The sequence below is a fragment of the Rubellimicrobium aerolatum genome (genome assembly GCF_017872975.1).
Taxonomy (GTDB): Bacteria; Pseudomonadota; Alphaproteobacteria; order Rhodobacterales; family Rhodobacteraceae; genus Rubellimicrobium; species Rubellimicrobium aerolatum.
On sequence record NZ_JAGGJP010000016.1, the window covers coordinates 15,154 to 31,557 of the forward strand.

The window sequence follows — 16,404 nt, forward strand, 5'->3', positions numbered from 1 at the left end:
TGTTCTCTGGACGAGGGCTCGCCGTCGGGCAAGGGGGCGTGGCCTTTCTTCGACTCAAATATCCTGGGGGAGCGCCGCAGGCGCGGGGGCAAAGCCCCCTACGACAGCTCCTCCAGCCCTGCCTCCTCCAGAAGCCGCGCCGCCTGCTCGGCCATCAGCCGCTCGCGCGCCGCGCCGGCGACCGGCACGCGCCCGCGCTCCAGCAGGAGCGGCGCGGCCAGGGGGGTGACGCGGCCGGGGCGGACATGGTCCACGCGGCCCTGGATGCGGGACAGCATCTCCTCGATCCGGCCGAAGTCCACAAGGCCATGCTGGGCCTGCTCGCGCGTGACCTTCAGGAGCAGGTGGTCGGGGTCGTAGCGGACCAGCGTGTCATAAAGAATGTCGGTCGAGAAGGTGGCCTGCCGCCCGGTCTTGCGGCTTCCCGGAAGGTTCTTCTCGATCAGTCCGGCGATGGTGGCGACGCCCCGGAAGGTGCGCTTCATCACCGCATTACCCTGGAGCCAGGTCTCGAACCCTTCCCGCAGGTCGGTGGGGTCGAGGAGGCTCGCGGGGTCCTCGATCTCGCGCAGGCCGGTGACGAGGAGGGCGTAGTCGGTCGCGACGAAGCCCAGGGGGTCGAGACCCCGCGCTTCCATCCGCTGCGTCAGGAGAAGCCCGAGCGTCTGATGCGCGTTCCAGCCGGCGAATCCCCAGAAGGCGGCGTGCCAGCGGTCCTCGGCCTCGAAGGTCTCGACCAGCATCCAGTCGGCCTGGGGCAGCTTCGACACCCGCCGTTGCAGGGCCAGCCAATCGGCGGTGTGGCGGGGGAGGTCGGGCCAGGACGGCTGCTGCAGCAGGTCGAGGATGCGACGGGTCAGGGCGATGGAGGTCGGGAATTTGCCGCCGCCGAAGCTCGCGACGCGAGGGGTGGCGTTGGGGCGGCGCGTGACCTCCACGGTCAGCTCGCGCAGGCTCTCGAAGCGGACGACCTGCCCGCCGATCAGGAAGGTGTCGCCGGGGGTGAGGGTGGAGGCGAAGTATTCCTCGATCTCGCCCAGGTGGGTGCCGGACCGGAGGCGGACGTTCAGGCTCCCCGTGTCCTCGATGGTGCCGATGTTCATGCGGATGCGCTTGGCCGCGCGGGGATCGCGAAGCTGCCAAAGACCGTCGCGCAGCAGGAGCCGCTTCCAGCGGTCGTAGGCGCGCAGCGCGTAGCCCCCGGTGGCGCAGAACTCCAGGCAATCGTCGAAGTCGGGCCGGGACAGGTCGGCGTAGGGTCCGGCGCTGCGGACCTCGGCATAGAGGTCGTCCGCCGCGAAGGGGCCGGCGCAGGCGCGGATCAGGATATGCTGGCAGAGCACGTCGCGCGGCCCCGGCCCGCGCGGGGTGCCGTCGAGGTCGCCCTCGCGCGCGGCGGCGATGGCGCAGGTGCATTCCAGCACCTCGAAGCGGTTGGCGGGGACGAGGATCGCCTTGGACGCCACGCCGGCGCGATGGTTGGCGCGGCCGATGCGCTGGACGAGGCGCTTCACATACTTGGGCCCGCCCATCTGGATCACGAGGTCCACGTCGCCCCAGTCGATCCCGAGGTCGAGCGTGCCGGTGCAGACGATGGCGCGCAGCTCTCCACGCAGCATCGCGGCCTCCACGTTGCTCCGCTGCTCGCGCGAGAGGGAGCCGTGGTGGATGGCGATGGGGAGGGCGTCGTCGTTCTGGAGCCAGAGGTTGTGGAAGAAGACCTCGGCTTGCGCGCGGGTGTTGTGGAAGATGAGCGTGGTGCGGTGGCGCTTCACCTCCTCCAGCACGGCGGGGATGGCGTGGAGCGCGGCGCCCCCGGCCCAGGGCGGCGCGCGCCCGGCGTCGAGCATGGACAGGTCCGGCTCCTCGCCCGGCGGGGCATGGAGGATGGCGCAAGGGTCGGGGTTGCGGGCCAGGAGGCGGGCGATGTCCTCGGGGTCGTCCACGGTGGCGGAGAGGCCGACGCGGCGCAGGCCGGGGGCGAGGGCCTCCAGGCGCGACAGGCCGAGGAAGAGCTGGTCGCCGCGCTTGGATTCGGCCAGCGCGTGGATCTCGTCCACGACGACGCGCGACAGGCCCGCGAAGATGCGGGGTGCGTCCTCGTAGCTCAGGAGCAGCGCGAGCGATTCGGGCGTGGTGAGGAGGATGTGCGGCGGGTCGGCGCGCTGGCGGCGGCGCGCGGATTGGGACGTGTCGCCGGTGCGGTCCTCGATGCGGATGGGAAGGGACAGCTCCTCGACGGGAGCCAAGAGGTTCCGGCGGATGTCGGCGGCCAGCGCCTTCAAGGGAGAGACGTAAAGGGTGTGCAGGCCGGGACGGGGATCCTCGGAGAGCGCGGCCAGCGTGGGCAGGAAGCCCGAGAGGGTCTTGCCGGCCCCAGTGGGGGCGACGAGGAGGAGGGCGGGCTCTTCGGCCCGCTCCAGCATGGCGGACTGGTGGGGATGGAGCGACCAGCCGCGGCGGGCGAAGTAGGGAGCGAGGCGGGCGGGGACATCCATGCGTCCCATGTAGGGCCGAGCGCGCGGGGCGGGTAGGGCCCGGGGCCGTCCCGCCGGCCCCGCCGCGTCAGGCCGGGGCCGTCATTCGTGCGCGAGCTGCCGGGCGGCGGCGGACCAGTCCTCCACGTGCCAGCTTTCGGCGATGCGCCCCTGCGAGAGCCGGTGGATGTGGATGGCCTGGACGCGGAAGCCCCGGCCCGAGGGGGGGCGGCCGAGGAAGCGCGCGGCCGGAGTCCCCGAGAGCGTCGAACGGACCACCCAGCGGTCGCCGTCGCGCAGGATCTCGGCCACCTCGACGGCGAAGTCGGGCACGGCGGCGCCGAGCCGCCGCCAGGAGGCCAGGAGGCCCGAGCGGTCCATCCGCTCCATCGGCGCGCTGCCATGGGCGACGTAGCCGGGCGCGAGCAGGCGGTCGGCCACGTCGGAAAGGTCGCCCGAGGTGGGCCGCCCGAGGAAGGCGGCGTGGAACATGGCCACGACCCCCCGGTCGCCCGCCCGCGCGGCGGTGGCGTCGAGGAGGACGGAGATCAGGTTCGCGGGCGTGACGACCTGCGACAGGGCGGGGTCTCTCGACGGGAGAGGAGCGGCGGGGAGGGGATCGACGCGCGTCGGCGCCCCGTCTGGCCCGTCTGGCCCGTCTGGCCCGTCCGGGACGGCGCGCGGCGCGGGGTTGGGCCGGGCGGCGTCGCGGGCGGTCATGGCGGGCTCCTGCGTCTCATCGAGCCAGCTTGGAGGCCCAGTGTGGCGGAATTTGGGACGGCGGAGGCTCAGCCCAGCGCGGCCAGCGCGAGATAGGCCACGAGTGTCGCCGAAAGCACGATCCCCATCGGGAAGCGCGGTCCGGGCGCCCAGCTCGCCCAGCCCGGCGCGAGGCGGGGGCCGACCGTCCGGCGGGCGAGGCGATGCAGCGCCCAGGCGACCAGCAGGACCGTCAGGAGGAGCCGCAGGACGGCGCCGAGGTCGCCGGCCGCCACGAAGGGGGCCGCGACGGCGGCCAGCTTGGCGTCGCCCGCGCCCGCCTGTCCCGCCGCGTGCAGGGCCAGCCCGACGAGCAGCACCACGGGCAGGTGCGCCGCCCGCCCGGCCCAGTCGGCGAGGCTCCAGGCCCCGAGCGCCGTCAGGAGGAGCCCGCCCGCCGCGAAGACGGCGATCAGCGCCAGCACGGCCCGGTTGGGGATGGTCATGCGCGCGAGGTCCGACCAGGCGGCCCAGGCCGCGACCGGCAGGACCAGGGGCAGGAAGGCGATCGCGACCTCGGGCGGGGTGCCCACCGGCTCAGCCCATGGCTTCGAGGGCGCGGGCGGCTTCCTCGAAGTGGGTGGGGCTGGTCTCCACCGCGTCGGCGAGGAGGCTGCGGCCGATGGACAGGTCGTCCTGCTTGATGGCGGCGAGTGCCAGCGTGTAGAGGAGCCGCGCCCGCTCCTCCTGGGTCATCGGCACCACCGGCAGGGCGTAGTCGCGCTGCGCGCCGCGCGCGAGGACGAGGTTGTTCTTGGCGGTGAAGAGGTCGGGCTCGTGCCGCAGCGCGTCGGTGAAGAGCCGCTCCGCCGCGCCGTAGTCGCCGCGCGTCAGCTTGGAGAAGCCCCAGTTGTTGAGCACCGAGGCCGGCGTCGTCGTCAGGCCCGCCGCGATCTCGTAGAAGCTGTCGGCGCGCGCCCAGTCGCGGGCGGCGTCGGCGGCCATGGCTTCGTAGCGGTAGCGCTCGTAGCTTTCATGGGTGGGGGGGACCCGGGCCAGCGTGGCGCGGGCGAGGTCCCACTGGTTGGTGCGGATGTAGGCGCCGGCGAGCTCCACCCGGTCGGCGTCGGTGGACTCGGGGTGGGCGGCCACCTCCTGCCAGGCCGGGACGGCCTCGGTGGTCCGGCCGGCGCGGATCAGCGCCTCGGCGAGGCCGCGCCGGAGGTCCAGGCGGTCGGGGGACCCGGCCGAGGCGCGCGTGAAATAGGCGACGGCCTCCTCGGGCTCGGCGACGGTCATCATCACGTCGGTCAGGCCGGCCTGGCCGATCGCGTCCACCTCGCGCAGGGCGCGGCGGACCTCCCGCTCGCCCGAGGGGGCGCAGGCGGCGAGGAGGAGGAGCCCCAGGAGGGCCGGTATGGGGGCGGGTCTCATGGCGGGTCTCCCTCGTCGATGCCGCTGAAGGCGGGGTCCTCCATCCGCGCCAGGGCGAGGCGGAGGTTGTCCCGGATGGTGTCGCTGCCGCCGCTGTCGGCGGCGTAGGCGCGGCGGAAGGCCTCGGAGGCCTCGCCATGGTGCTCCCGCTCCATCAGGAGCACGCCGAGGTTGTTCCAGGCCGCCGCGAAGCCAGGGTCCTCCTCGACCGCGCGGCGCAGCAGGCCCTCGGCCTGGCCGAGGCGGCCGAGGCGCAGGTTGGCGGAGCCCAGGCCCGCGAGGGTGTCAGGCGTGAGCCCGTCGCGCGCCGCCGCCCGCAGGAAGGCCTGGAGCGCCAGGTCGGGCTGGCCCGAGGCCATCAGGCGATGGCCGGTCGCCAGCGGGTCCGCGCCCTTGCCGCGCGCGGGGCCGGGAGCGTAGACGCCGCCCGCGCCCTGGTTGAGCGTGCCGCCGGCGGAGCAGGCGGCGAGGGTGGCGAGGGTGGCGAGCAGGAGGGCCGGGCGCATGGGGGCTACTCCTCCGGCTCCATGGTGGCCTCGTCGTCGCCCAGCGCCTGGGCGATCCCGTGGACCGAGGGGCCGAGCAGCAGCAGCAGGAGCGGCGGCACGGTGAGGAGCATGGTGGCGAGCGTCATGCGGGTGGGGAGGGTGTTGGCCTTCTCCTCGGCGCGGAGCACGCGCTTGTCGCGCATCTCGGCGGCGTAGACCCGCAGGGCGTCGGCGACCGCCGTGCCGAATTGCCGCGACTGGATCAGGACGGTCACGAAGGAGGCGATGTCGGGGACGCCGCAGCGGTCGGCCATGTCGCGCAGGACCTGGGGGGCGTCCTTGCCGGCGCGGAGCTCGTGGGTGACGAGGCCCAGCTCCTGCGCCAGCTCGGGAGCGCCCGCTCCGATCTCACGCGCGACGCGCTGGAGCGCCTGGTCGAGCGACTGCCCGGCCTCCACGCAGATCAGCAGGAGGTCGAGCGCGTCGGGGAAGCCGCGCGCCACGGCGTCGATCCGCGCGGCGCGGCGACGGGCGACCCAGGTCTTGGGCAGGACATAGCCGCCGATGCCCGGGAAGAGCGCCCAGAGCACGAGGTCGGCGGCCGTGGGCGGGAGGCCCAGCGCCGCCGCACGGGCCAGCAGGAGGGCAAGCCCGAGGACGAGCGCGCCGCCGCCCAGCGCGATCTGCGCGAGGTGGAAGATCCGCACGGCGTCGCGGTCGCGGTAGCCCGCCTGCACCAGCCAGAGTCGGATCGCCTCGTGCTCGGCGGCGGCCCGGGGTTCGAGGAGGCCGGAGAAGCGCCGGAGCCGGTCGCCCTCGGCCCGGCGCAGCCGCTCGGCCCGCTCCTCGGCGCGCGGGGGGCGGGCGGCGGCGGTGCCGCGCAGCCGGTCGAAGCCGTCGCGCGGGCGCAGCGCCAGCGCGGGCAGCGCCACCAGCACGAGGAGCGCGCCCAGGAGGCCCAGGGCCAGGGCCGGCCCCGAGGGTCCGAGGGCGGAGGCGAGCCAGTGCTGGAGGGGGGCGAGGCCGGGCATGGGGGTCTGTCAGATCCGAATCTTCACGAGGGCGCGCATGACCAGGATGTTGGCCAGGAGGAGCCCCGCCACGGCGAGGCCGGCGGGCAGGACGTAGGGGCTGCCGCGCACGTCGTCGTAGTAGTGCGGGTCGATCAGGTTGATGGCGGCCAGCACGGCCAGGGGGAAGGCCGACAGGAAGCGGCCGGACCAGGTGGCCTCGGCGGTGATGGCGCGGACGCGGCGGAACAGCTTGAACCGGGCGCGGATCACCTGCGCGAGGCCCTCCAGGATCTCGGCGAGGTTGCCGCCCGACTGCGCCTGGATCGACACCGCCACCGCCAGGAAGCGCAGGTCGGACAGGTCCACCCGCTCGGCCAGGGCGCCGAGGCTTTCGCCCAGGTCGCGGCCGTAGGCGGCCTCGTCGGCGATCTGCGCGAGCTCGGTCCCCAGCGGGGCGGGCACCTCGCGCGCGGCGAGGCCCAGGGCGGCGGCGAGGGGGTGCCCGACCCGGAGCGAGCGGACCATGAGCTCGATGGCGTCGGGGAGCTGCTCCTCGATGAGCGACAGGCGGCGGGCGGCGCGGCGGTCGAGCCAGAGGAGGACGCCGCCCACGCCACCCGCGAGGCCCGCCGCCGCCCGCACCGGGACCGAGGCGGCGGTGCCGAGCGTGAGGAGCGCCACGACCAGGGCGGCGACCGCCACCATCAGCAGCAGGAGCCGCTCGGGCGAAAGGTCGAGGTCGGCCCGCCGCGCACGCCTGGCGAGGGCGGCCCTGACCGGCAGCGGCCCGGCGCGGAGATGCTCGGTCACCTCCTTGCGGAGCCGCTCGATGGCGCGCGTCCGGTCCTCGCCCCGGTCGAGCCGGTCCAGCCGCCGGTCGATGCGCCGCGCCAGCCGCAGCCGGCGCCCGAACGCCAGGAGCGCCACGCCCTGCACCAGGAGCAGCACGGCCGCGAAGACCAGGGCGGAGATCAGCGCCTCGACGGGGATGGCCATGCCCGTCACCCCCGCGCCGCCGGATCGGGGGAGGGCAGGCCATGGCCCCAGACCCGGAACCGTTCGGCGAAGTGGGACCGCAGCCCCGTCGCGGCGAAGTGGCCCAGCACGCGGCCCTCGGCCCCCGTGCCGGTGCGCTGGAAGCGGAACACCTCCTGCATGGCGATGACCTCGCCCTCGATCCCCGTGACCTCGGTGATCGAGGTCATGCGGCGGGTGCCGTCGGGAAGGCGGCTCACCTGCACGATGACCTGCACCGCCGAGGCGATCTGCGCCCGGATCGCCCGCGTGGGGATCTCCAGCCCCGCGAGGGCGACCATGTTCTCCAGCCGGCTCGCGGCGTCGCGGGCGCCGTTGGCGTGCAGCGTGGTCATGGAGCCGTCGTGACCGGTGTTCATCGCCTGGAGCATGTCGATGACCTCGTCGCCCCGCGTCTCGCCGACGATGATGCGATCGGGGCGCATCCGCAGCGCGTTGCGAAGGCAGTCGCGCTGCGTGACCGCGCCCCGGCCCTCGACGTTGGGGGGGCGGGACTCCATGCGCCCGACATGGGCCTGCTGGAGCTGCAGCTCGGCGGTGTCCTCGATGGTGAGGATGCGCTCGGCGCCGCCGATGAAGGCCGAGAGCGCGTTGAGCGTGGTGGTCTTGCCCGAGCCGGTGCCCCCGGAGACGACGATGTTGAGCCGGGTGGCGACGGCGGCGCGCAGGTAGGCGGCCATCTCCTCGGTCAGGGTGCCGAATCGCACGAGGTCGGCCATCGACAGCCTGTCGCGGCGGAACTTGCGGATGGAGACGAGCGGCCCATCCACCGCGATGGGCGGGATCATGGCGTTGAAGCGCGAGCCGTCGGGCAGGCGCGCGTCCACGCAGGGGTTGGATTCGTCCACCCGCCGGCCCACCGCGCTGACGATGCGGTCGATGATCCGCAGGAGGTGGCGGTCGTCGTGGAAGGCGGCGTCGGTCAGCTCCAGCCGTCCGAACCGCTCCACCCAGACCTGCCGCGACCCGTTCACCAGGATGTCGGTCACGCTGTCGTCCCGCAGCAGCGCCTCCAGCGGCCCCAGGCCCTTCACCTCGTCGTAGAGGTCCTGGCCGAGCTGCGCCCGTTCCTCGCGGGTGACGGCGACGCCCATCCGCTCCAGCGTCTCTCCGGCGATGCTCTGGATCTCCTGGCGGAGGTCCTGCTCGGATGCCGTCTGGAGCGCGGCGAGGTTCAACGTCTCCAGCAGGGTCCGGTGCAGCTCGACCTTGATCTCCTGGAGCCGCTCGCGGCGCTTGCGGCCCTCGGGCGGCTCGGCCTTGCCGGGCGCGGGCCGGGGCACGGCGCGGGCGGCCTCGGCCGGCAGGGCGGCGGGGGGCGGGAGGTCGTCGGAGCGGCGGAACTTGGCGAACATGGACGGGTTCCGGGTCAGGCGCGGACGGGCGCACGGACGGGCGCGCGGAGGGGCGGGGCCTCGGCGCGGCCGGTCTCGTGGATCGAGCGGGCGAGGCGCGCGATCTCGCGGCGGAGCGCATTGCGCGGCGCGGCCTCGGCGAGCGGCAGGCCCTGGTCGGCGGCCTCCTGCGCCGGACGGCCGCCGTCGGGGAGCAGGATCTCGAAGGACAGGCCCAGCGAATCGGCCATGCGCCGCAGCCGCGAGCGGCCGGCGAGGTCGGCGAAGCCCGGCGCGCGGTTCAGCGCCCAGCGGAACCTCTCGAAGGGGAGGTCGGCGGAGGCGAGCGCCCGCCGCAGCCGCAGGACGTTCTGCGCCGACCTCATGTCGAGCCGCAGCACCCCCAGCCCGAAGGGCGCGGCGGCGAGGACGGTCGCGCTCCAGTCGGTGAGGGCGCCGGGCAGGTCCACCACCACGTAGTCGAAGCCCGCCCGCGCGGCGCGCAGCAGGCGGTCCACCTCGCGCGGGCCGATCAGGTCGAGAGGGGCGAGGTCGAAGGGGGCGGTCAGCACTTCCAGCCGCCCGCCGTAGGTCTGGAGCGCGGTCCGCAGCGTCTCCGCGTCGAGGCCGCCGGTTTCGGTCAGCAGGTCCTGCACCGTCTCGCGACGGGGCAGGTCGAGGAAGGTCGCGACCGCGCCGAACTGGAGCCCGAGGTCGAGAAGGCAGACGCGGGGCGAGGGGTCCAGGAGCGCCAGTTCCCAGGCGAGGTTGACTGCGAGGGTGGTGCCGCCCGCGCCCCCGGCGAGGGACTGGACGGGCAGGACCACGCCCGCCCGCTCGGCTTCCGGCGCGGCGGGGCGCGGGCGCGTCGCGGCTCGCAGGAGCTCGCCCTCGGGGAGGGGGTAGGGGATGAACTCGTCCGCGCCCTCGCGCAGGAGGCGGTGAAGGGCGGCGGGGCTCGCGTCCTCGGCGACGAGGATCACCCGGACCCCCCGGCGGCGAGCGGCGGCGACGGCGGCCAGGACCGGGGCGAGGTCGTCCTCGTCGCGGCGGTCGATGGCGACGGCGGCGAAGTCGAGCCGCGCGGCGGCGGAGCCGGCGAGGAAGGCCTGCGCCTCCTCCAAGCCCAGGCTTGCCCAGCGGTTGCCGGCAGCGTGGCGCATCTCGCGGGACAGGAGGTCGAACCGGCCCAGGTCGCGGCTGATGGCGCAGGCGACGTGCGGTTGCGGCTCGATCGTCATCGCGGCCTCCTGGGTGGCGGCGCCGCGCCCGGGCGGGACGCGCGCCCCCGCCCCGTCCATCCTGGCCGGGGTCGGGTCGTGGTCGCCGTCATGGCGCGGAAACGTGACGAGAATGGGGCCGGAAGGGTGTATTCGCGTGGAAGCGCGAAACGGTCAGCCGGACGGGCCGGGATTGGCGCCGGGGCCGAGCGCCGCCGGCGATCCCGTCTGGGCCGCCCCGGTGGCTGACCGGACATAATCGCGATAGACGATGGCGGCATACTTGCCGTCGAGCACCTGGGGGGCGCGGTCCACGAAGCCGGTGACGTCCGTGACGGTGCGGCGGTTGGCGCGCTCGGGCGCGCGGGTGGCGATCAGCGGCTGAGTTTCCCCCCGCGAGACGAGGGCCTGGAGCCGGTCGGCCCGGACCCCCTGCGCCACGAGGAAGGCCACCGCCGCCTGCGCCCGCCGCAGGCCCAAGGCCTGGTTGTAGGCGTCGGTCCCTACGAGGTCGGTGTGACCATAGACGGCGAAGCGCACCTCGGGGAACTGCCGGATGAAGGCGGCCTGCCGCGCCAGCGCGGCGCGGGCGGGCGCGTCCAGATCGGCCGAGTCGAAGGCGAAGGTGATCGTGGTGGGGGCGGCGCCCGCAAAGCGCTCGGACAAGGCGACGGCGTAGGGCAGGGCGCCCGACTGCACCAGCACGTTGTTGCGCGTGGCCTGGCCGAATCCGGGGCCGCCGATCCCGCCTCCCGCCTCGGGCGAGGGGGCGCAGCCCAGGAGGGCGAGGGCGGCGGGAAGGAGGAGCAGGCGGCGCATCGTCAGTCCATCACGTAGCCGTAGGAGCCCGAGAAGTCCTGCCGCGCCACCTCGCCCGCTCCGCCCGAGCGCGGGGCCGAGTCGCGCCCGAACAGGAACAGGTCGGTCTCGGACGGCGGGCGCACGCGGTCGGTGGGCAGGGCCAGCGTTTCGCCCCTGGTGGGCGTCACGAGGTGGGGCGTCACGATGATGACCAGTTCGGTCTGGTTGCGCTCGTATTCCGAGGAGCGGAACAGCGCCCCCAGCACCGGGATGTCGCCCAGCCAGGGCACCTGGCCCTTGATGTCGCGGAAGTCGTCGGACAGCAGGCCGGCGATGGCGAAGCTCTCGCCGTCGCGCATCTCCACGGTGGTCGAGGTCTCGCGCCGGCGGAAGGCGTCCACGGTGAAGCCGCCCTGCGTCACGCCGTTGGTCGGATCGATGGAGGAGACCGCCGCCCGCAGGTCGAGGTTGACGAGGTCGCCCTCGACCACGCGGGGGGTGAAGTTCAGCTCCACGCCGAAGGGCTTGTATTCGACGCTGATGTTGCCTTCGGACTGCGCCACCGGCACCGGGTATTCGCCGCCTGCGAGGAAATGCGCCTCCTGCCCCGACAGCGCGGTGAGGTTGGGCTCGGCCAGGGTGCGGACGAGGCCCTTCTCCTCCAAGGCCTCCAGCAGCAGCCCGACTTCCAGCCCGCCCGCGCCGAAGCCGAAGACCACCGCGCCCGAGTCGCCCGAGGGGACCGGCGCCAGCCCCGACAGCGCCTCGCGCGAGCGTCTGCCCGAGCCGAGCTGTCCCGAGCCGCCCAGGGCGAGCGAGGAGGAGAGCGACTTCGACACCGACCGCTGCATCTCCGCGAAGCGGACCTGGAGCATGACCTGCTGCGTGCCCCCCACCGTCAGCAGGTTCGACACCCGGTCGGGGGCGTAGCGGTTCGCGAGCTCCAGCGCGCGGTCGAGGTCGGCGGCGCTGTCCACCGTCCCGGAGAGGACGATGCCGTCGGCGGCGGTGCGGACCTCGATCCGCTGGCCGGGAAGGATCTGCTGGAGCCGCTCCTTGAACTCGGCCATGTCGGGGGTGACCTGCACCTCGACGTTGGCGATGAGCCGCCCCTCGGCCCCGAGGATGGTCAGCGTCGTCCGCCCCGGCGACTTGCCCAGGACATAGATCGTCCGGTCGGTCAGCGAGGAGATGTCGGCGATGCCGGGGTTGGCGATCGACAGCTCGGTGAAGGGCACGTCGGATTCGACGATCTCGGCCCGGTTCAGCGGCACCTCGAGCGTCTGGCGGTTCACGTCCGTCAGCACGGTCAGGGTTTGCGCCCGCCCGATGGCCGAAGAGGCGCAAACGAGCGCCAGGCCGGCCAGCGCGGCCCGCAGGAGGCGGGATCGGGTCATCCGGGCGGCCTCGCGACATGGAAGGACATCCGGGCGTCCCGGCTGGCACCATGGCGCGGCCGAGCCGGGCTTGGCAAGCGCAGGTTGTGCTCTTGAGCCATGATTCGCGTGGCATGGGGGCGGGGCGCCATGGCGGCGCCTCAGCCCGCGCCGCAGGCGACGCGCGCCTCGCTCAGCTCGTTGGCCTTGCGGGTGCGGACGGTGCAGACGGGCGGAGGCGCGACGGGCGGGGCGTCGGGCACGGCTCGGGGCGCCTCCAGCCCGAGGAGCGCGCGCTGGTCCACCTCGATCGCCGCCGCCGCGGTCGCGTCCGCCAGCCCCACGAGCGACAGCGACAGGTCCCCCGTGGCCTGCGCCTGCGCGAGGCGGGCCACCTGACCCGGCGTGGCCTCGACGGTGACGTTGCTGGCCACGCCCACGCGGGTCGCGGTGTCGTCCGAGGACTGGTCGATGGCCACGAGCCGCACTCCCGGCTCGATCAGCCGGGTGACCTGTCCGGCCCGGCCCGCATCCCCCGTCCAGTAGACGTCCACGCGGTCGCCGGGCCGCAGGAACCCCGACACGCCCGAGGTGGCATCCACGCGGATGGCGAAGGCGCGCATCCCTCGGGCCAGCCGCTGGGGCAGGCCCGCGTCCGCGCCGGGCTCCGTCACCTTGGAGGCCAGCACGGGCTCCTGGGGCTCCATCGGTCGCAGGACGACGCGCGGCACGTCGGGGCCGAGAGGGAACAGCTCCGCCTCGTTGCGGAAGGCGCCGGCGGGCAGGAAGGCCTCGGCGTAGCGGATCATCCGCACGTCGTCCGGGCCCAGCGTCTCGCCGTAGGCCATCGCGCGGGCGACGGCGTAGACCTCGACGGTCGGCACGGCCTCAGCCGCCGCCGCGCGCTGCCGCGCGATCTCGTCGGCCTGGGCGCGCAGCTCGGAGCGGACCATCTGCGCGGCGGTCCCCGCGAGGCCCATCCCGGCCACGAGCACGACGGCGAACACGCCCTTCATCCGCTCCCTCCCTCTCCCGGCGCGCGGCCGGGGCGCTACTCCACCTCGACCTGCTCCAGGTAAGCCCCGATGCTGTCGGCCGGATCGGTGGCGGCGTCGCGCAGCCCGAGCACCAGCACCGCCGCGAGGCTGGCCAGCGCCGCCGTCAGCACCACCCAGTCCACGCTCGCGCCGCCGTCCTCCCGGCGCAGCAGGCGGACCAGCCGGCGAATCGCGAGGCTCGGCGTCCTGGTCGTCCCGCTCCGGGCGCGACCGGGCAGGCGGTCACGGTCACTCATCCGGGTCCGACGTCGAGTCCGTCGGGGTCGTGGACGTGGGGGAATCGACGTTCGTGTCCTCCAGGCTCTTCTCGATGTCGTCGGACAGGTTCGTGGCCCCTTCCCGCACCGATCCCAGCACAAGGATACCCAGGCCCACGATCGCCGCCGTCAGCACCACCCAGTCCACGGTCACGGCGCCATCCTCGTCGTCGAAGAAGGTTCGCAGGAAGTCCATCATGGCGGTTCTCCAGGAATAGCCGGTCCTCGCGCCGCGCGGGGCTGGCATGGCCCGGCCCGTTCCTTCGTCGGCGATGAAAGGCAGTGAACCATCCAATCTTGTCGATAATTGGACCTTTCTCGGGCGCCCGTCGGCCCCGGCCGCCCGAGCCCGGAACGCGTGGCCGCCCCGCTCCAGGCGAGCGGGAATCGCTCGGTCCGATGGGGACGGATCTGGCGCGGGGCCCGGCCAGGCGGCATCCTGGCCCGCAGGCGAGAGGGCCACACGAGCCCCGTCGGCGACCGAGGGACGCGGGATGCAGCGATCGTTGAGGTGCCGCCCCGGAGCGGAGCCCAGAGTGGCTTGGGCATCGGGGTTGATGCTGCTCTTGGCCTTGGCGGGACCGGGCCGGGCCGAGGACTTCACCTTCCGCCGGGTGGGCGTCCCCGCCCCCGGCGCGACCCAGCGCATCACCGTCCAGATCGACCCGAACGCCCCGCGCCTCGTCTCGAACCGGGCCTCGCCGTCACCTGAGCCCGGACCCGCGCCGGTGGCGGGGGGCGGGCCCGGCCCGGAGGCCGGCTGGTTCTGGGGCGCGGTCTCGCCCCGCCTGGCCGACGGCGGGCTCGGCCGCCTGGATGATGCGCTGCGGGTCCTGGCCCGCGCGCCCGCCGAGGGGGTCGGGGGCCCCCGGGCCGAGACGCTCCGGCGGATCGCCGAGGATCATGGCCCCGCGATCCTGCGCGAGACGGCGGGCACCCGCGTCCCGCCCGCCCTGGCCCTGGCCGTCATCGCCGTCGAGAGCGCCGGGCAGGTCGAGGCGGTGTCGCGCGCCGGGGCGGCAGGGCTCATGCAGCTCATGCCGGCGACGGCGGCGCGCTTCGGCGTCGAGGACCGCCTCCACGCGGCCCAGAGCATCCATGGCGGCGTGGCCTACCTGGACTGGCTGCTCGGCCGCTTCGGCGGCGACCCGATCCTGGCGCTCGCCGCCTACAACGCCGGCGAGGGTGCGGTCGAGGACAGCGGCGGCGTGCCCGACTATGCCGAGACGCGGGCCTATGTGCCGAAGGTGCTGGCTGCCTGGAGCCTCGCGGCGGCGCTCTGCCGGACGCCGCCCGATCCGGCCGCGAAGGGCTGCATGGCGCTGGCCGACGCGCTCTGAGCGAGGCGGCGGCGCCCTGCGTCGGTCCGTGCGGCTCGGTGGGGCCGCTGCGTCGCGAACCCGCCCGATCGGGAGAACGGCGGCGCCGGCCCTAGGCCGTGAAGAGCTCGGCCCATTCGGGATGGCGGCGGGCCTGTCCCGCGACGAAGGCGCAGGCGGGCACGATGCGGAACCCCTGCTCCCGCGCGTCCGCGAAGAGCGCGTCGAGCAGCCGTTCGGCGAGGCCCACCCCGCGCAGAGCCTCGGGCACGAAGGTATGGTCGGCAACCACGCGGTCGGGCGCAGCGATCAGGACCGTCAGATCCGCGTCCCCGTCCGGGGTGCGGATCACGTAGCGGCTCCGGGTTCCGTCGCCCTCGCGCTCGACGTCAGGCAACGGGTGCCTCGTCCACGATCCGGGCCTCCGTGGCCTTTCGGATCTCCGCCTCGCTCACACCTGGCGCGCATTCCACGATCCGCAGGCCACCGTCCACGACGTCGAGGACGCCCAGGTTGGTGATGATGCGGTCCACGACGCCCTGGCCGGTCAGCGGCAGGGTGCAGGCCTTCAGCACCTTGCTCTCGCCCGCCTTGTTGGTGTGGTCCATGACCACGACCACGCGGCCGACGCCCGCCACGAGGTCCATGGCCCCGCCCATGCCCTTGACGAGCTTGCCGGGGATCATCCAGTTGGCGAGGTCCCCCGTCTCGGAGACCTCCATGGCGCCCAGGATCGCCATGGCGATCTTGCCGCCCCGGATCATGGCAAAGGAGGTGGCCGAGTCGAAGTAGGCCGAGTGCGGCAGCTCCGTGATGGTCTGCTTGCCGGCGTTGATGAGGTCGGGGTCCTCCTCGCCCTCGAAGGGAAACGGCCCCATCCCGAGCATCCCGTTCTCGCTTTGCAGCGTGACGTGCACGCCCGCGGGGATGTGGTTGGCCACCAGCGTCGGAATGCCGATGCCGAGGTTGACGTACATCCCGTCGCGCAGCTCTTGGCCCGCGCGCGCGGCCATCTGGTGGCGGTCCCAGGGCATGGGGTCAGGCTCCTTTGGCGGAGAGGGAAGGGGGACGGGGTTGGGCGAACGAACGGGCGCGCATCGGCTCAGACCTCCGAGCCCGCGGCGGCGGTGTCGTCCGAGCGCGCCTCGGGGCGCGCCCGCACGGTCCGCTGCTCGATGCGCTTCTCGTGCGCGCCCGCGATCAGGCGGTGGACGTAGATGCCGGGGAGGTGGATGGCGTCGGGGTCGAGGCTCCCCGCCGGTACGATCTCCTCCACCTCGGCCACGCACACCCGCCCGCAGGTCGCGGCGGGGACGTTGAAGTTCCGCGCCGTCTTGCGGAACACGAGGTTGCCCGTCTCGTCCGCCTTCCAGGCCTTGACGATGGCGAGATCGGCGACGATGCCGCGCTCCAGGACATAGGTCTGGCCGTCGAAGTCCATGTGCGGCTTGCCCTCGGCCACCACGGTGCCCACGCCCGTGCGGGTGTAGAAGCCGGGGATCCCCGCGCCCCCCGCCCGCATCCGCTCGGCGAGCGTGCCTTGCGGGTTGAACTCCAGTTCCAGCTCGCCCGAGAGATACTGCCGCATGAACTCGGCGTTCTCGCCCACGTAGGACGACATCATCCGGCGCACCTGCCGGCTCTCCAGGAGAACCCCCAGCCCGAAGCCGTCAACGCCGGCGTTGTTGGAAGCGACTGTCAGATCGCGCGTCCCCGCCTCGCGGATGGCCGCGATCAGGAGCTCGGGAATGCCGCACAGGCCGAAGCCACCGGCGGCGATCAGCATCCCGTCGAAGAGCAACCCGTCGAGCGCCGAACGAGCGTCCGGGTAAACCTTGGTCATCACGGCGCGTCCCCCTCGTTCCGCTTTCGGAGGAGGTTAGCGCCGCGCCG

The 16,404-nt window shown here is 74.1% G+C and carries 18 protein-coding genes; 1 reads left to right on the forward strand and 17 read right to left on the reverse strand.

The features are described 5' to 3' along the window. Nucleotides 1-98: 98 nt before the first annotated feature. The 14 genes from J2Z33_RS14725 to J2Z33_RS14790 all read right to left on the reverse strand — a co-directional run bounded on the left by J2Z33_RS14725 (nucleotide 99) and on the right by J2Z33_RS14790 (nucleotide 13,391). The gene (locus J2Z33_RS14725) at nucleotides 99-2,498 is read right to left on the reverse strand and encodes a ligase-associated DNA damage response DEXH box helicase (protein WP_209842415.1); all 2,400 of its coding nucleotides are present in this window, start codon (nucleotides 2,496-2,498) and stop codon (nucleotides 99-101) included. A gap of 81 nt (nucleotides 2,499-2,579) precedes the next feature. Next, nucleotides 2,580-3,197, reverse strand: coding sequence for an ester cyclase (locus tag J2Z33_RS14730; RefSeq protein ID WP_209842418.1), 618 nt, complete (start codon nucleotides 3,195-3,197; stop codon nucleotides 2,580-2,582). A gap of 68 nt (nucleotides 3,198-3,265) precedes the next feature. Then, nucleotides 3,266-3,769 carry a prepilin peptidase gene (locus J2Z33_RS14735; RefSeq protein ID WP_342454205.1) on the reverse strand — a complete coding sequence of 168 codons (504 nt, stop codon included), beginning with the start codon at nucleotides 3,767-3,769 and terminating at the stop codon, nucleotides 3,266-3,268. 4 nt (nucleotides 3,770-3,773) lie between these two features. Beyond that, a complete protein-coding gene (locus tag J2Z33_RS14740) occupies nucleotides 3,774-4,610 on the reverse strand; it encodes a tetratricopeptide repeat protein (protein ID WP_209842420.1) in 837 nt (278 codons plus the stop codon). Continuing rightward, nucleotides 4,607-5,116: a tetratricopeptide repeat protein gene (locus J2Z33_RS14745; RefSeq protein ID WP_209842422.1), complete on the reverse strand. Its 510-nt coding sequence runs from the start codon at nucleotides 5,114-5,116 to the stop codon at nucleotides 4,607-4,609. Before J2Z33_RS14745 ends, J2Z33_RS14740 begins: the two co-directional genes overlap by 4 nt. A gap of 5 nt (nucleotides 5,117-5,121) precedes the next feature. Next, nucleotides 5,122-6,129 (reverse strand): type II secretion system F family protein, encoded by a 1,008-nt coding sequence (locus J2Z33_RS14750; protein WP_209842424.1) that lies wholly within the window; start codon nucleotides 6,127-6,129, stop codon nucleotides 5,122-5,124. A 9-nt stretch (nucleotides 6,130-6,138) separates the two neighbouring features. Beyond that, entirely contained in the window at nucleotides 6,139-7,107 is a 969-nt protein-coding gene (locus tag J2Z33_RS14755; protein WP_209842426.1) for a type II secretion system F family protein, read from the reverse strand. 5 nt (nucleotides 7,108-7,112) lie between these two features. Further along, the gene (locus tag J2Z33_RS14760) at nucleotides 7,113-8,501 is read right to left on the reverse strand and encodes a TadA family conjugal transfer-associated ATPase (RefSeq protein WP_209842428.1); all 1,389 of its coding nucleotides are present in this window, start codon (nucleotides 8,499-8,501) and stop codon (nucleotides 7,113-7,115) included. Nucleotides 8,502-8,515: 14 nt separating this feature from the next. Further along, nucleotides 8,516-9,721, reverse strand: a complete 1,206-nt coding sequence (locus tag J2Z33_RS14765; RefSeq protein ID WP_209842430.1) for a CpaE/TadZ family protein — start codon at nucleotides 9,719-9,721, stop codon at nucleotides 8,516-8,518. 153 nt (nucleotides 9,722-9,874) lie between these two features. After that, nucleotides 9,875-10,519: an OmpA family protein gene (locus J2Z33_RS14770; protein WP_209842432.1), complete on the reverse strand. Its 645-nt coding sequence runs from the start codon at nucleotides 10,517-10,519 to the stop codon at nucleotides 9,875-9,877. 2 nt (nucleotides 10,520-10,521) lie between these two features. After that, complete coding sequence (locus J2Z33_RS14775) at nucleotides 10,522-11,898, reverse strand: type II and III secretion system protein family protein (protein ID WP_209842433.1); 1,377 nt, start codon at nucleotides 11,896-11,898, stop codon at nucleotides 10,522-10,524. 140 nt (nucleotides 11,899-12,038) lie between these two features. Continuing rightward, nucleotides 12,039-12,893: a Flp pilus assembly protein CpaB gene (gene cpaB, locus J2Z33_RS14780; RefSeq protein WP_209842435.1), complete on the reverse strand. Its 855-nt coding sequence runs from the start codon at nucleotides 12,891-12,893 to the stop codon at nucleotides 12,039-12,041. 35 nt (nucleotides 12,894-12,928) lie between these two features. Next, entirely contained in the window at nucleotides 12,929-13,171 is a 243-nt protein-coding gene (locus tag J2Z33_RS14785) for a hypothetical protein (protein ID WP_209842533.1), read from the reverse strand. Further along, nucleotides 13,164-13,391: a hypothetical protein gene (locus J2Z33_RS14790; RefSeq protein WP_209842437.1), complete on the reverse strand. Its 228-nt coding sequence runs from the start codon at nucleotides 13,389-13,391 to the stop codon at nucleotides 13,164-13,166. Before J2Z33_RS14790 ends, J2Z33_RS14785 begins: the two co-directional genes overlap by 8 nt. Nucleotides 13,392-13,749: 358 nt before the next feature. Here J2Z33_RS14790 and J2Z33_RS14795 point away from each other — a divergent pair, with 358 nt between their 5' ends. Further along, nucleotides 13,750-14,532: a lytic transglycosylase domain-containing protein gene (locus J2Z33_RS14795; protein WP_209842529.1), complete on the forward strand. Its 783-nt coding sequence runs from the start codon at nucleotides 13,750-13,752 to the stop codon at nucleotides 14,530-14,532. A gap of 91 nt (nucleotides 14,533-14,623) precedes the next feature. On the opposite strand, the gene J2Z33_RS14800 is transcribed toward J2Z33_RS14795, so the two are convergent. The 3 genes from J2Z33_RS14800 to J2Z33_RS14810 form a co-directional block, all read right to left on the reverse strand. Further along, nucleotides 14,624-14,908 (reverse strand): GNAT family N-acetyltransferase, encoded by a 285-nt coding sequence (locus tag J2Z33_RS14800; protein ID WP_209842439.1) that lies wholly within the window; start codon nucleotides 14,906-14,908, stop codon nucleotides 14,624-14,626. Then, on the reverse strand, nucleotides 14,901-15,545 hold the full coding sequence (locus J2Z33_RS14805) for a 3-oxoacid CoA-transferase subunit B (RefSeq protein WP_209842441.1): 645 nt from the start codon (nucleotides 15,543-15,545) through the stop codon (nucleotides 14,901-14,903). The genes J2Z33_RS14800 and J2Z33_RS14805 overlap by 8 nt, the downstream gene beginning before the upstream one ends. Nucleotides 15,546-15,613: 68 nt before the next feature. Then, on the reverse strand, nucleotides 15,614-16,354 hold the full coding sequence (locus J2Z33_RS14810) for a CoA transferase subunit A (RefSeq protein WP_209842443.1): 741 nt from the start codon (nucleotides 16,352-16,354) through the stop codon (nucleotides 15,614-15,616). Nucleotides 16,355-16,404: the final 50 nt, after the last annotated feature.